The organism is Streptomyces sp. NPDC008125 (genome assembly GCF_042957125.1).
In the GTDB taxonomy this organism is placed as follows: domain Bacteria; phylum Actinomycetota; class Actinomycetes; order Streptomycetales; family Streptomycetaceae; genus Streptomyces.
The window spans coordinates 99,864-113,566 of the sequence record NZ_JBIBHR010000004.1 but is presented as its reverse complement, the minus strand read 5'-3'; the positions used below and the strand labels follow the sequence as shown (position 1 = coordinate 113,566).

Sequence of the window (13,703 nt, the reverse complement as noted above, 5' to 3'; positions counted from 1 at the left end):
TCACTCCTGCCCAGGGGATGGATCGACTTCCCAGGGTAGTCGCCGCGCGGATGCGGTAGCGTGCGGCGATCTTCCGGGGCGGCCCCCCGGGCAGGAACGTCTCCGGGGTGGGAACTTCATGGCGGGCATATCGGTACGACGCAAGCTGCCGGCGGCGGCCGCGGTGACTGCGGCGCTCTGCGCCCTGACCGGCTGCGGCACCGGGGACGACGGCAGGGCCACCGCCGCCGCCTCGTCGGCCACGGCGTCCGCGTCCCCTTCTCCCACCCGGTCCGGTACGGCCCCCGAGCCCGCCACCAGGGGCGGCAGCATCGGCGCCGCCGGCTCCGCCTGCGAGCTCCCGGTCACCTTCGACCTGGCCGCGCGGTGGAAGCCCGACGCCGTGGACGTCGATCCCGACTCCGAGTTCGCCGCCCTGGCGCAGCAGGGCCCGCTGACCCTCGTCTGCGAGATCGACGCACAGCCGGCCGGGAACATCGGCTACCTGCGGGTCTGGCGGGGCGAGAAGTCCTCCGCCTCCCCGCGTGAGCTGCTGAAGGCCTTCGTGGCGGCCGAGGCGGGCGCCACCGGCGCCACCTACACGGACGTCCGGGCGGGCACGGTCACCGGAGCCGAGGCCGCCTACACCGTGAACAGCGAACTCCTGGACGAGCGGAAGAAGGAGAGCGCCTTCCTCGTCCCCACCGCGCAGGGCCCGGTCCTCGTCCACCTCGGCGGCATGGACTCCGACGAGCACGACCAGATGCTCCCCGCGTACGAGCTGGCGAAGTCGAGCCTGCGGACCGGCTGAGCTGTCGGCCGGGCTTCGACCAGGCCGGTCGGGCAGCCCCAGACGCACGCCCGCAGCGCGGGCCGGAAGCCTCTGGTAGCTCCGCCGCAAGGCTTCCGGCCGGCCTGGACCGCGTGCACCGGACGGCCCTCCTCATGGGGCGGGCGCCGGTGGCCGCGTTAGAGGTTGTCTCATGTGGTGAGTCGTCGGTGGCAGATGAGGTCCCGAAGGGCGCCGTAAGAGCCCCCTCAGCCCACCGTCGCCCCCGGCGCCGGGGACTCCGCGATCCGTGCCGTGCGGCAGGTGCCGGAGGCGGTGAGGGCGGCGGCGACCCGGTGGGCGGTCGCCTCGTCGGGGACCAGGAACGCGGTGGTCGGGCCGGAGCCGGAGACCAGGGCGGCGAGGGCCCCGGCGTCGGTGCCGGCGGCCAGGGTCGCGGCGAGCGAGGGGCGCAGCGAGAGGGCGGCGGCCTGGAGGTCGTTGCTCAGGGTCTTGGCCAGGGCGACCGGGTCGCCGGAGGCGAGGGCGTCGAGCAGGGCCGGGGCCGCGGTGGGCTCGGGGACGTCCGTACCGGCGGTGAGCCGGTCGAACTCGCCGAACACGACCGGGGTGGAGAGTCCGCCGTCGGCGACGGCGAAGACCCAGTGGAAGGTGCCACCGGTGGCGACCGGGGTGAGCAGCTCGCCGCGGCCGGTGCCGAGGGCGGCGCCGCCGATCAGGCTGAACGGGACGTCGCTGCCGAGCTCCGCGCAGATCTCCAGGAGCTCCTCGCGGGAGGCGCCGGTGGACCAGAGCGCGTCGCAGGCGAGGAGGGCGGCGGCGCCGTCGGCGCTGCCCCCGGCCATGCCGCCGGCGACGGGGATGTCCTTGGCGATGTGGAGGTGGACGGCGGGCTCGATGCCGTACCGCTCGGCCAGCGCGAGGGCGGCTCGGGCGGCGAGGTTGCTGCGGTCCAGCGGCACCTGGGCGGCGTCCGGGCCGGAGCAGGTGATCGTCAGCTCGTCGGCCGGGGTCGCGGTGACCTCGTCGTACAGGCCGACGGCGAGGAAGACGTTGGCGAGGTCGTGGAAGCCGTCGGGGCGGGCCGCGCCCACCGCGAGCTGCACGTTGACCTTGGCCGGAACGCGGACGGTGACGCTTCCGGTCGTGCTCGGGCTCCCGGTCGCGGTGGCGCTGTGGGTCATGCGGGCAGCTCCGGCTTGTTCTCGGCGATGGCGGCGAACTCCTCGACCGTGAGCGCCTCGCCCCGGGCCTGCGGGGAGATCCCGGCGGCGACCAGCGCGGCCTCGGCGGCGGGGGCGGAGCCCGCCCAGCCGGAGAGCGCGGCACGCAGCGTCTTGCGGCGCTGGGCGAAGGCGGCGTCGACGACGGCGAAGACCTCGGTGCGGCTCGCGGACGTCTTGACCGGCTCGGTGCGGCGGACGAGCGAGACGAGCCCGGAGTCGACGTTGGGGGCGGGCCAGAACACCTTGCGGCCGATGGCCCCGGCGCGCTTCACGTCGGCGTACCAGTTCGCCTTCACGGAGGGCACGCCGTAGACCTTGTTGCCGGGGCGGGCGGCGAGCCGGTCGGCGACCTCGGACTGGACCATGACCAGGGTCCGCTCGATGCTCGGGAAGCGCTCCAGCATGGTGAGCAGCACGGGCACGGCGACGTTGTACGGGAGGTTGGCGACGAGCGCCGTGGGCGCGGGGCCCGGCAGCTCGGTGACCAGCATCGCGTCGGAGTGGACCAGGGCGAACCGGTCGGCGCGGCCGGGCATCCGGGCGGCGACGGTGGCGGGCAGGGCGGCGGCGAGGACGTCGTCGATCTCCACGGCCACGACCCGGTCGGCCGCCTCCAGCAGCGCCAGGGTCAGCGAGCCGAGCCCCGGGCCGACCTCGACGACGACGTCGTCGGGCCGCACTTCGGCGGTGCGCACGATCCTGCGGACCGTGTTGGCGTCGATGACGAAGTTCTGGCCGCGCTGCTTGGTCGGGCGTACGCCCAGCGCCGCCGCCAGTTCGCGGATGTCTGCGGGGCCCAGGAGGGCGTCGGGCTCTGTGCTGCTCACCCACTAAGCGTACGGGCCCGGATCGCGCCGCAGGTGCGACCGCGTCCCCGCCCCCGCTCAGTAGTCGAAGGCCCGCGCCGTATTGGCGTCGATCGTCGCGGCGAGGGTGTCCTCGTCGACGCCCTTGACCTCGGCCATCGCCCGCAGCGTGACGGGGATGAGGTAGGGGGCGTTGGGGCGGCCGCGGTAGGGCGCCGGGGTGAGGAAGGGGGCGTCGGTCTCGACCAGGACGAGTTCGGCGGGGGCGACGGCGAGGGCGTCGCGCAGTGGCTGGGCGTTCTTGAAGGTGACGTTGCCGGCGAAGGACATGAAGTAGCCGGCCCGCGCGCAGATCCGGGCCATCTCGGCGTCGCCGGAGTAGCAGTGGAAGACCGTGCGGTCCGGGGCGCCGACCTCGGCGAGGACCCGCAGCACGTCGGCGTGGGCCTCGCGGTCGTGGATGACGAGCGCCTTGCCGTGCCGCTTGGCGATCTCGATGTGCGCCCGGAAGGACTCCTCCTGGGCGGCGCGGCCCTCGGGCTCGGTACGGAAGTGGTCGAGGCCGGTCTCGCCGACGCCGCGTACGTGGGCGAGGGCGGCGAGGGCGTCGATCTCCGCGAGCGCCTCCTCCAGCGCCGCCTTGCCGCCCGGGGCGCGGACCCCTTCGCGGGTGCGGCCCTCGGGGTCGCCGTGGACGATGCGCGGCGCCTCGTTGGGGTGGAGGGCGACCGAGGCGTGCACCTGCGGGTGGGCGGCGGCCGTCTCGGCGGCCCAGCGCGACCCGGCGAGGTCGCAGCCGACCTGGACGACGGTGGTGACGTTGACGGCGGCGGCCCGCGCGAGGGCCTCCTCCACGGTGCCGTCCTGCATGTCCAGGTGGGTGTGCGAATCGGCGACCGGAACCCGCAGGGGTTCGGGCAGCGGCGGCGCTTCGGTACGGCTCATGCCCTTGATCGTACGAGGAGGGCCGGACAGGAGGGCGCCCGCCCGGGGTCCGGGGACACGGGCGGGCGCTCCTGGTCGGCAGCCCCCGTCAGCGGCGCTGGAAGGGGTGGAACAAGTCCGACAGGTGCCAGTGGCGGGCGGCCCCGGCTCCCGCCGGTACGGCCACGGCGGCCACCCGCTCGTCGTCGTCCCGTCCGGCGGCGGTGGTGCCGGTCGGATCGCGTCGCGGGTTGCCCTGCAGCAGTTGCTGCACGAGCGAGACCCGTCCCGAACGCATGATGCGGACCACATGGCCGCCGCAGTTCGTGCAGGTCGGGGTCGACAGAGGAGAGGGGACCCGCTCCCCCTCGGCCTTGTAGACCACGAAGGTATTGCCGTCCCGGTCGACGTGGTGCTCTATCTCGTAGGCCTGTTCCCAGCCGTGTCCACATCGCATGCACGCGAAGGCATAGGCCTCATGGACCGTGGTCGCCGCGATCTCACTCATACTTGCTCCTCTTGTCCGCAGGACAAGCCGCTCCCGAGTGTTTCCACCTCCCAGTGCACACCCGCCGCATACCGATCGCACCGGCTCAGGACCAGTGTTGATGCGTTCTTGGACTCCTTGGTGAGCCCTTGGTCCGCGCATGGTGCGAGGGTGCCCCGTACGAAACCAGCCGTTGGCGGCGCGCGGGCGTGCACCGCCCGTTCACCCGCCCGAGGGGCGCGTTTCCCGGCGCCCACACCTCCGTGCGCCGGGGGCCCGCGCGCGGCCGGGGAGCGCAAAATCCCCGCAATCAAAGGGCTTCACCGGGGCGCAGTGGGGGCGCATTCACAAGGCGCGGAATGAATTGAGCATTCAATTGAATTCCGCGCCTCACCAAAACAGCATGTCCGGTTTGCGGGGTTCGCTTATCTGGTTTTCACTCGGACCGTACGCAAGTACACGCAACCCCCGGCTTTTCCACAGAACAGAACGGGAACGCTCATGCACACGGAAATCACCCCCACCACCACGACCGACCTGGAGAAGGACCTGGAGGCCGCGCTCAACCCGGGCGAGGTCGAGGGTTTCTACCGCGACTCGCGCGAGTGCGCGTACCTCGCGCTCCTCGGTGGTGGCTCGGCGCTGCTCCTCTCGCCGCCCACCCCGCGGCCGAAGAAGGGCTGACCCTTCGCCCATGAACCAGTCAAGCGCTTCGTCCCGGCTCTCGGACGCGGTGCACGACCTGGCGAACGAGGTGGTCCTCGCTCTTAGGAGCGGGGGCCACCTCGCCACGGTGTGCGGCGCGGCCGGAATCCACGAGGACGACAGAACGGGCATCGCCGCGGTACGGGTCATCGGAGCCGACCTGCTGCTGCCGAGCGTGCTGTACGGACAGAACCCGCACCCCGGCGACGTGGCGGTCTTCCACCGCGCGGTGGAGGAGTTCCCGCCGCGCCCCGACGCCTCGCCCTCCGCCGCCTGGGGCCACTGGGCGATGCTCTCCACCCTGCACCGGGTGGCCCCCTCCGTCACCACCGGACGGCCGGCGGGCACGGCCCTCCTGGACGAGCCCGGTGTCGCCGGTCTGGGCGACGCCCCCTGGCAGGCCTTCTCGCACCAGCTCTCCCTCCTCACGCCGCTCGCCGTCCCGGCGGCGGCGTCTTCCGTGGCGGAGGTCGCCCGCGGCCGGGTGACCGACCTCGCGCGCGGTTTCGTCCGCGCGGTGCGCCGCCGCGACTGGCTCCAGGCCTCGGGCACCGGCCGCTGGCTGGCCGCCCTGGGCGGGGAGCCGCCGACGCTCGGTCTCGACCGGGGACTCGACTTCGTCGAGCTGATGGGCGGCCAGGACCCCCGGGTCGCCCTGAACGTCCGCGCCGCCCGGCTGATGACCGAGGAGCGCGGCAGGTGACGGCGGACCAGGCGACTGCCGACAGGACGACGGTGGAGCGCCCCGGCGACGGCGGACCGGCGGAGCGCCGGGCCGCCGTCGCCGCGCTCACCGTCCTCGTACGCGAGGTACGCGACCGCGCGCTGGCCTGGACCGAGGACCACCTGTCCGGCTTCGTCCTTCCCGAGGACGTGCTGGAGCCGCACACCAAGGTCGACCACACCCTCAAGCCGCTCGGCGAACTGGCCCAGCTGTGCGGCACCGCCCACCGGGTCACCGCCCCCGCCGATCCGGCCCACGCCACCGCCGACCGGCTGGTGGCGTTCGCCTGGGAGCAGACCCGCGCCGGGGATCTGCTGCTGGAACTCCTGCGGTCCGAGCCCTTCGCCGCGTACCCGTTCGAGATCTACGCGGCCTTCGCCGGGCACGGGCTCCGCCACGAAGGCTTCGAGCGGCTCGCCCGCCGGGTCGCGGCCACCCGGGGCTGGGCGGTCACCGAACAGCACGCCAACCGGCAGCTGGGGCTGATCAACTCCGAGCGCCGGGTGGGCATCGCCCCGCACGCGGACGCCGAGCAGGTGCTGCGCCGCACCTGGCTGGGCGGGCTGTCCGAGCCCTGGATGCTGGAGCGTTCCTCCGGCTACTCCCTGACCCACGCGGCGTACCACGTCACCGACTGGGGCGTCGCCCCCGGGCGGATGCCGGAAGACCTGGACGTCTATCTGCGGACCTGGCTGCCCGCCTGGGCCGACGGCTGCCTGGAGAGCCACCAGTGGGACCTCACCGCCGAGCTGCTGGCGGTCGGGGCGGGCCTGCCGGGGGCACCGCCGGTGGAGTTGTTCGCCGAGGCCTGGCCCGCGCTCGCCCGGGTGCAGCACCCGAGCGGCTGCCTCCCGGAGACCGGCCCGCCCGTCGCACCCCGGGACGCGGCGGACGAGGAGCCGTACCCGTTCCTGGCCTGCTACCACTCCACGCTGGTGACGGTCTTCGCCGCCTCGCTCACCGCGGCCCGGCTGGAAGACCCCGCCCCGTCCGCCCCCTCAGAAAGGAAGCACTGCGCATGAGCGGTATCCAGCAGATCCACGCGGTGGGAGCGAAGGCTCTCCAGTGGCTGCACGCCCACCGGGAGGGGTTCCGGCTGGAGGACGACCCCTCCCCCGAGGCCGGGATGCTGGACCGGTTCAAGCCCCTCGGTGAGCTGGCGCTCATCAGCAAGGTGATCTTCCGTGAGGGGGTCGCCGGGTCCCAGCAGTCCTCCCTCGCCCGCTCCCTCCTCGACTTCGCCTGGCACGAGCTGCTGGACTCCGGCCACCGGCTGCTGGACGGACAGCGCCGCGAGCCGCTCTGCCCGGCGCCGATGGAGGTGTACGTCCCGTTCAAGGAGCTGGGCTACCGCCACCCGGACCTCGAAGCGGCCGTCCGCCTGAACCACCGCCTCACCAGCTGGGGCCGGCTGGAGGTGAACCCGGTGCGGCGCCTCGGCATCGCCACGGTCGAGCGCCGGTTCGGGCTGACCGCGAGCGTGCCGCAGGACGAGGCGTTCCGGCGCACCTGGCTCGCCGCCCGGCCGGAGCCGTGGACCGTCGAGGGGCACATCGCCTACGACATCACCCACACCGTCTTCCACCTCACCGACTGGGGCCTGTCACCCGACGGACTGCCGCCGGAGATCGCCGACTACCTCGCGCTCTGGCTGCCCGTCTGGCTGGACGACTGGACCGACCTGAAGCGCTGGGACCTCCTCGGCGAGCTGCTGGTGGTCGACGCCTGTCTGCCCGAGCCGACGCTCGACCCGGCGGCCTGGGACGCCTTCGCCGCCGCGCAGGAACCGGACGGGGCCATGCCGGTGCTGGAGGGAATGCCCGAGGGCGACCCGGAGTGGGTCTTCGACCTCGTCTACCACCCCACGCTGGTGGCCGCGTTCGCCTCGGCGCTGGCGGTCTCGCGCTCCCTGTCGGACCTCTCGTCGGCGGCCTCCGCGTGAGCACGGTCCCCACCCTCGCCCGTACCGCGTCCGACGGTCCCGGCGGCCCGGCCGCCGGGGCCGACGCGCGCCTCCTCGCCGGGGCCGCCGAGGCGATCGGCCCGGCGCCCGATCTGGTGCTCGCGCTCAGCCGCCACGGACACCGCACCCTGCACGTCACCGGCACCGCGCCGGAACCGGACGACCGGCCGCGCGACCGGCTCCGGTACGAGCTCGGCTCGGCGTCCAAGACCTTCACCGGGCTGCTGCTCGCCCGGCTCGTCGCCGCGGGCCGCCTCTCGTACGACGCCCCGGCCGCGGAACTCCTGGCGCCCGGCCACCCGGTGCACCCGTCCCTGCGGGCGATCACCCTGCGCCATCTGGTCACCCACACCTCGGGACTGCCCGGCCTGCCCGCCGGCTTCTACCCGCAGGCGGTACCGCGCTGGACCACCGCCCCGTACGCCGGTTACGACACCGACCGGGTGGTCCGCGCCTTCCTGCGGGCCCGCCCGCGCCACGCGCCGGGGACCCGCTGGCACTACTCGAACTTCGCCGTCGCGGTCCTGGCGCACACCCTCGCCGCCACGACCGGCACCCCCTGGGAGGTCCTCGTCCACCGGGAGGTGCTCGCGCCGCTCCACCTGGACGCCACCGCGCTCGGCCCGGGGCGCCCGGGCGCCGACGCGACGGGGCACGGCCGCGGCGGGGCACCGGTGCCGCTGCTCGACATCGGCGGGTTCGCCGGGGCGGGGGCCGTCCGGTCCACCCCGCACGACCTGCTCACCTTCCTGGAGGCGCACCTCGCGGCGAGCGGCGCGTACGCCGGGACCGAGGCGGCCGGAGTCACCCCGTTCGTACCGCCGCCGGACGCCCCGCTCGCCGCCGCGCTGGCGGAAATGCGGCGCCCGGTACTGCGGCGGGGCCTCCGGCACACCCACACCCACACGCTGACGTGGTTCCAGCACGCGTCCCCGCACGGCCCGGTGAACTTCCACGCCGGGGCGACCCCCGGGCAGCAGGCGTTCCTCGGTTACTGCCCGGACACCGGGACGGCCCTGGCCGCCGTCTGCACCCGGCGGGTGTCGCACGGGGACCCGTTCGTGGCGACGGTCCACGGGGTGCTCACGGAGTAGGCCGTGTCCTCACCGTGGCGTCGTACGGCCGGAGGCCGGGCGGGGGGCGTCCGGGCGGGGGGCGTCCGGGGCTCAGACGGTGGGCGTGCCCGGCGTGCGGGCGGCGTTCTTCGCGGCGACCACGGCGTCGAACACCTCGCGCTTGGGCAGCCCGGCGTCCGCGGCGACGGCGGCGATGGCCTCCTTGCGGCGCTCCCCCGCCTCCTCCCGGACCTGGACCCGGCGCACCAGCTCCGCAGCGTCGAGCTCCTCGGCGCCCTTGTCGCCCGCGCCCTCCACGACGACGGTGATCTCGCCGCGCACGCCCTCGGCCGCCCACACCGCCAGCTCGCCGAGCGGGCCGCGCTTCACTTCCTCGTACGTCTTCGTCAGCTCGCGGCAGACGGCGGCCCGGCGGTCCGCGCCGAAGACCTCGGCCATCGCGGCGAGGGTGTCGTCCAGGCGGTGCGGGGCCTCGAAGAAGACCATGGTGCGGCGCTCGTCGCCGACCTCGCGGAGGCGGCCGAGGCGCTCGCCCGCCTTGCGGGGCAGGAAACCCTCGAAGCAGAACCGGTCCACCGGCAGCCCGGAGAGCGCCAGCGCGGTGAGGACCGCCGAGGGGCCGGGCACGGCGGTGACCTTGATGTCCTTCTCGACGGCGGCGGCGACCAGGCGGTAGCCGGGATCGGAGACGGACGGCATCCCCGCGTCGGTGACGAGCAGCACCCGCGCGCCGCCGGTCAGCGCCTCGACCAGCTCCGGGGTGCGGGCCGACTCGTTCCCCTCGAAGTACGAGACGACCCGCCCCGTGGTGTGGATGCCGAGCGCCTGGGTCAGGCGCTTCAGCCGGCGGGTGTCCTCGGCCGCTACGACGTCGGCCGTCTCCAGCTCGGCGGCGAGACGCGGCGGGGCGTCCGCCACGTCGCCGATGGGGGTCCCCGCGAGAACCAGCGTTCCGGTCGTCGGCTTTCCAGGCGTTCCAGGCGTTTCAGTCACAGGAACCATCCTCCCAGCCCCGGCGGCCCCCCTCGCACAGATGCTTTCCCTACGATGGCGCGGTGACGAGTACTGCGCCCGACGCCCGGCAGGGCCACGACGCCGGGGACGAGCTCCCCGGCGAGCAGCCTTCTCCCTGGGAGCGGCGGCTGCACCGCTTCGGCCACGTGCCCCGGAAGGACATCGGGCTGCGCGAACGCCTCATCCCTCCCTACAACCGGCCGAGCCCCCGCACCTGGGGAGTCCTCGGTGTGCCACCGGTCCTCGCGGACCGGCTGACACGGTGGTCCGGGTGGGGAGGCCCGCTGCTGGTGACCCTGCTCGCCGGGGTGCTGCGCTTCTGGCGGCTGGGGCAGCCCGACGCGGTGATATTCGACGAGACGTACTACGCCAAGGACGCCTGGGCCCTGATCAACCAGGGGTACGAAGGCGCCTGGCCCAAGGACGTCGACAAGCTCATCCTGAGCGACCCGTCCCGGGTGAAGGTCCCCGTCGACCCCGGATACGTGGTGCACCCGCCGGTCGGGAAGTGGGTCATCGGGCTCGGCGAGCAGATGTTCGGCCTCACGCCGTTCGGCTGGCGGTTCATGGTGGCCCTGCTCGGCACCCTGTCCGTGCTGCTGCTCTGCCGGATCGGGCGCCGGATGTTCCGCTCGACGTTCCTGGGATGCCTGGCGGGCCTGCTGCTCGCGGTGGACGGGCTGCACTTCGTGATGAGCCGCACCGCCCTGCTCGACCTGGTGCTGATGTTCTTCGTGGTCGCGGCGTTCGGCTGCCTGGTGAACGACCGCGACTGGGCCCGCCGGAAGCTCGCCGATGCCCTTCCGGTGGACGAGGAGGGGGTGCTGCGCCCGGACGCCCGGATCGCGGCGACCCTGCGCCTGGGGTGGCGCCCCTGGCGGCTCGCGGCCGGGTTGATGCTGGGCCTCGCCTTCGGCACCAAGTGGAACGGCCTCTACATCCTGGCCGCGTTCGCCGTCATGTCGGTCCTCTGGGACGTGGGCGCCCGCCGCACCGCCGGCGCGTTCCGGCCGTACTCGGCGGTCCTCCGCCGCGACCTGCTGCCCGCCTTCGTCTCGACGGTCCCGGTCGCGCTGGCCACGTACCTCGTCTCCTGGACGGGCTGGCTCGTCACGGACAAGGGGTACGACCGCCACTGGGCGGAAACCGAGGAGGGCAGCAGCGGTGGCTGGACGTGGCTCCCCGACTGGCTGCGCAGCCTCTGGCACTACGAGCGCCAGGTCTACGACTTCCACGTGGGCCTGACCTCCGGCCACACGTACCAGTCGAACCCCTGGAGCTGGATCGTCCTCGGCCGCCCCGTCTCCTACTTCTACGAGGAGCCCGGCTGCCCCGACTCCCCGACCGGCAAGTGCGCCCGCGAGGTCCTGGCGCTCGGCACCCCCCTGCTCTGGTGGGCGGCCTGCTTCGCCCTGGTGTACGTGGTGTGGCGCTGGCTCTTCCGCCGCGACTGGCGGGCGGGCGCCATCGCCTGCGGGGTCGCGGCGGGGTGGGTGCCGTGGTTCTTCTACCAGGAACGCACGATCTTCTTCTTCTACGCCGTCGTCTTCGTGCCGTTCCTCTGTCTCGCCGTCACGATGATGATCGGCGCGATGATCGGCCCGGCGGCCGGCACCGGCACCCGCGCGGAGCTGGGCCTCCCCACCTCCGACCCCACCGGCGAACGCCGCCGCGCGATCGGCGCGGTGGCGGCGGGGCTGCTGGTGCTGCTGATCGTCTGGAACTTCATCTACTTCTGGCCCCTCTACACGGGGACGCCGATCCCGGAGCCGGACTGGCGGAACCGGATGTGGCTGGATTCCTGGGTGTAGCAGGGAAAACGGCGGGCCCGGCACCTGGTGGTGCCGGGCCCGCCGTAGTCGTTCGGTGACCGGTCGCGAGTGACCCACGGCTGTCCGTGGACGCGGCGCGGACGGCCCGGCGCCGCGCGTCGGAGGTCACGATCACTGCCCGGCCCGACCTTCACGGCCTGCCCCAAGGGCCGCCATTCGTGCCCGGCGTTCCCGCAGTCGCCGGTCAGTTCGGCCTTCATGCGGTCCGCGCTGTCCGCGGGCTGTCCGGGAGAGCGCTCCCCGCCCCCGGCCGAAACCATCGTTCCGGTCTGATAACAACCTTCGCCGCGGCCACGCATGTCCCGTACAGTCATCCCCGCAGACAAGTTCTTGAACACGTTCAAGAAGGATCTCGGGGGAGGAGCCGCACTGATGCGAGGCGGAGCCAAAGTCGCCATGGTCGGCGGGGCGTTCGTGCTGGTGGCCGGGGGGCTGAGTTACGGGGCGTACTCGGTGCTGTTCGACGACGGGGGAGGCGGCGGCCTCGGTACCAAGACCGCCGAGGTGAAGACCGGGCCGCCGGACACGGAGGAGATCGCCGAGACGTCGAAGGCGTTCTTGGCGGCCTGGTCCTCCGGGAACGGCTCTGCCGCCTCGCAGTTGACGAACCACCCGGTGGAGGCGGAGCCCGTACTGACCGGGTACTCCACCGAGGCGCACATCGACCACGTGGTGATCACGCCGGGTCCGGCCGTCGGGGCGAAGGTCCCGTACACGGTGAAAGGGACCGTCTCGTTCGAGGGACAGAGCAAGCCGCTCTCGTACTCCTCCGAGCTGACCGTGGTGCGCGGGGTGACCACCGGCAAGCCGCTCGTCGACTGGAAACCGTCCGTCGTCCACCCGCAGTTGACGGAAGGGGCGACGCTCGTGACCGGGGAGTCGTCCGCGCCGGAGATCGAGGCGGTGGACCGCAACGGCAAGGTGCTGACCAAGGAGGAGTACCCGTCGCTCGGGCCGGTCATTGCCACGCTGCGCGACCGGTACGGGGCGCAGTCGGGCGGCACCGCCGGCATCGAGACGTCGATCGAGAGCGGGAACGAGAACACCCCCGCCATCACCCTGCTGACGCTCGCCAAGGGCAAGCCGGGGACGGTGAAGACGACCATCGACGCGACCGTGCAGGCAGCGGCGGAGAAGGCCGTGAAGCAGTTCGGCGAATCCTCCGTGGTGGCGGTCCAGCCGTCGACGGGCGCGATACGGGCCATCGCCAACAACCGGGCCGACGGCTTCAACGCGGCCATGACCGGCCAGCTCGCCCCCGGCTCCACGATGAAGATCGTCACGGCGGCGATGATCATCCAGAACGGGCTGGGAACCATCGACTCCCCCGTGGAGTGCCCGTCGACCGTCTCGTGGGAGGGCGTCACCTTCCACAACCTCGACGAGTTCTCCATCCCGAACGGCACGTTGAAGAACGCCTTCGCCCGGTCCTGCAACACGGCCTTCATCAAGCCGGTCAAGGCACTGACCGAGAAGAACGTGGCCGGCACCGCTCTCGGCCAGGAGGCGCGGGACTACTTCGGTCTGGGCCAGGACAACTGGAAGACCGGCGTCGAGTCCTTCGACGGCAGCGTCCCCGAGTCGGCGGGCGCCGAGACCGCAGCCTCGTACATCGGCCAGGGCAAGACCCTCATGAGCCCCCTGAACATGGCGTCGGTCACCGCGACCGCGAAGAGCGGCTCCTTCAAGCAGCCCTACCTCGTCGCCCGCGACCTGGACGACCGGCCGTTCGCCACCGCCCAGCCGCTCCCCGGCACCGTGGGACAGCAGTTGCGGGACATGATGCGCTTCACCGCGACCGACCCCAGCGGCACCGGCACGGGAGCCATGGCCTCCGTCGGTGGCGACAAGGGTGCGAAGACCGGGTCGGCGGAGGTCGACGGGCAGGGCAAGTCCAACAGCTGGTTCACCGGATTCAGCGACGACCTGGCGGCGGCCGGGGTGGTCCAGTCCGGCGGCCACGGTGGCACCGCGGCAGGGCCGATCGTCGCGGCGGTCCTGCGCGCGGGGTGAGCGCGGGGGCGTTTCCCCTCCGGCAGTGGTGGGGGGGGGGGGGCGGGGGGGGGGGGGGGCCCCCCCCCCCCCGGGGCGCGGGGGGGGGGGGCCCCCCGGGCGGGGTGAAGACGGCCTTGTACCCCGGGTGGTTTTACCCGGTTGGGCGGACCCCGTGTTCAGAC

General features: G+C 73.4%; 13 protein-coding genes. 8 read left to right on the top strand and 5 right to left on the bottom strand.

Going from position 1 to position 13,703, the window contains the following annotated elements; translation table 11 throughout:
• Positions 1–118 precede the first annotated feature (118 nt).
• The gene (locus ACFZAX_RS08335) at positions 119–790 is read left to right on the top strand and encodes a lipoprotein (RefSeq protein ID WP_390960185.1); all 672 of its coding nucleotides are present in this window, start codon (positions 119–121) and stop codon (positions 788–790) included.
• Positions 791–1,017: 227 nt separating this feature from the next.
• On the opposite strand, the gene ACFZAX_RS08330 is transcribed toward ACFZAX_RS08335, so the two are convergent.
• From ACFZAX_RS08330 to ACFZAX_RS08315, 4 genes are all read right to left on the bottom strand, one after another.
• The gene (locus tag ACFZAX_RS08330; RefSeq protein ID WP_390960184.1) at positions 1,018–1,953 is read right to left on the bottom strand and encodes a 4-(cytidine 5'-diphospho)-2-C-methyl-D-erythritol kinase; all 936 of its coding nucleotides are present in this window, start codon (positions 1,951–1,953) and stop codon (positions 1,018–1,020) included.
• Positions 1,950–2,822 carry a 16S rRNA (adenine(1518)-N(6)/adenine(1519)-N(6))-dimethyltransferase RsmA gene (gene rsmA, locus ACFZAX_RS08325; RefSeq protein WP_390960183.1) on the bottom strand — a complete coding sequence of 291 codons (873 nt, stop codon included), beginning with the start codon at positions 2,820–2,822 and terminating at the stop codon, positions 1,950–1,952. Before rsmA ends, ACFZAX_RS08330 begins: the two co-directional genes overlap by 4 nt.
• A 57-nt stretch (positions 2,823–2,879) precedes the next feature.
• Positions 2,880–3,746 carry a TatD family hydrolase gene (locus ACFZAX_RS08320; RefSeq protein WP_390960182.1) on the bottom strand — a complete coding sequence of 289 codons (867 nt, stop codon included), beginning with the start codon at positions 3,744–3,746 and terminating at the stop codon, positions 2,880–2,882.
• Between the two features lie 88 nt (positions 3,747–3,834).
• Positions 3,835–4,233 carry a hypothetical protein gene (locus ACFZAX_RS08315; RefSeq protein WP_390960181.1) on the bottom strand — a complete coding sequence of 133 codons (399 nt, stop codon included), beginning with the start codon at positions 4,231–4,233 and terminating at the stop codon, positions 3,835–3,837.
• A gap of 480 nt (positions 4,234–4,713) precedes the next feature.
• Between ACFZAX_RS08315 and ACFZAX_RS08310 the strand changes: the two genes are divergently transcribed.
• Genes ACFZAX_RS08310 through ACFZAX_RS08290 form a run of 5 tightly spaced genes read left to right on the top strand, consistent with a single transcriptional unit; the run spans position 4,714 to position 8,698 of the window.
• Complete coding sequence (locus ACFZAX_RS08310; RefSeq protein ID WP_390960180.1) at positions 4,714–4,896, top strand: hypothetical protein; 183 nt, start codon at positions 4,714–4,716, stop codon at positions 4,894–4,896.
• A 10-nt stretch (positions 4,897–4,906) separates the two neighbouring features.
• Positions 4,907–5,620 carry a hypothetical protein gene (locus ACFZAX_RS08305; RefSeq protein WP_390960179.1) on the top strand — a complete coding sequence of 238 codons (714 nt, stop codon included), beginning with the start codon at positions 4,907–4,909 and terminating at the stop codon, positions 5,618–5,620.
• Positions 5,617–6,663 (top strand): DUF6895 family protein, encoded by a 1,047-nt coding sequence (locus ACFZAX_RS08300; protein WP_390960178.1) that lies wholly within the window; start codon positions 5,617–5,619, stop codon positions 6,661–6,663. Before ACFZAX_RS08305 ends, ACFZAX_RS08300 begins: the two co-directional genes overlap by 4 nt.
• Entirely contained in the window at positions 6,660–7,583 is a 924-nt protein-coding gene (locus ACFZAX_RS08295; RefSeq protein WP_390960177.1) for a DUF6895 family protein, read from the top strand. Before ACFZAX_RS08300 ends, ACFZAX_RS08295 begins: the two co-directional genes overlap by 4 nt.
• On the top strand, positions 7,580–8,698 hold the full coding sequence (locus ACFZAX_RS08290; RefSeq protein WP_390960176.1) for a serine hydrolase: 1,119 nt from the start codon (positions 7,580–7,582) through the stop codon (positions 8,696–8,698). The genes ACFZAX_RS08295 and ACFZAX_RS08290 overlap by 4 nt, the downstream gene beginning before the upstream one ends.
• Before the next feature lie 72 nt (positions 8,699–8,770).
• Here ACFZAX_RS08290 and rsmI read toward each other — a convergent pair whose 3' ends face one another.
• On the bottom strand, positions 8,771–9,673 hold the full coding sequence (gene rsmI / locus ACFZAX_RS08285; protein ID WP_390960175.1) for a 16S rRNA (cytidine(1402)-2'-O)-methyltransferase: 903 nt from the start codon (positions 9,671–9,673) through the stop codon (positions 8,771–8,773).
• Positions 9,674–9,735: 62 nt separating this feature from the next.
• Between rsmI and ACFZAX_RS08280 the strand changes: the two genes are divergently transcribed.
• A complete protein-coding gene (locus ACFZAX_RS08280; RefSeq protein ID WP_390960174.1) occupies positions 9,736–11,505 on the top strand; it encodes a phospholipid carrier-dependent glycosyltransferase in 1,770 nt (589 codons plus the stop codon).
• 393 nt (positions 11,506–11,898) lie between these two features.
• Complete coding sequence (locus ACFZAX_RS08275) at positions 11,899–13,539, top strand: penicillin-binding transpeptidase domain-containing protein (RefSeq protein ID WP_390960173.1); 1,641 nt, start codon at positions 11,899–11,901, stop codon at positions 13,537–13,539.
• Positions 13,540–13,703: the final 164 nt, after the last annotated feature.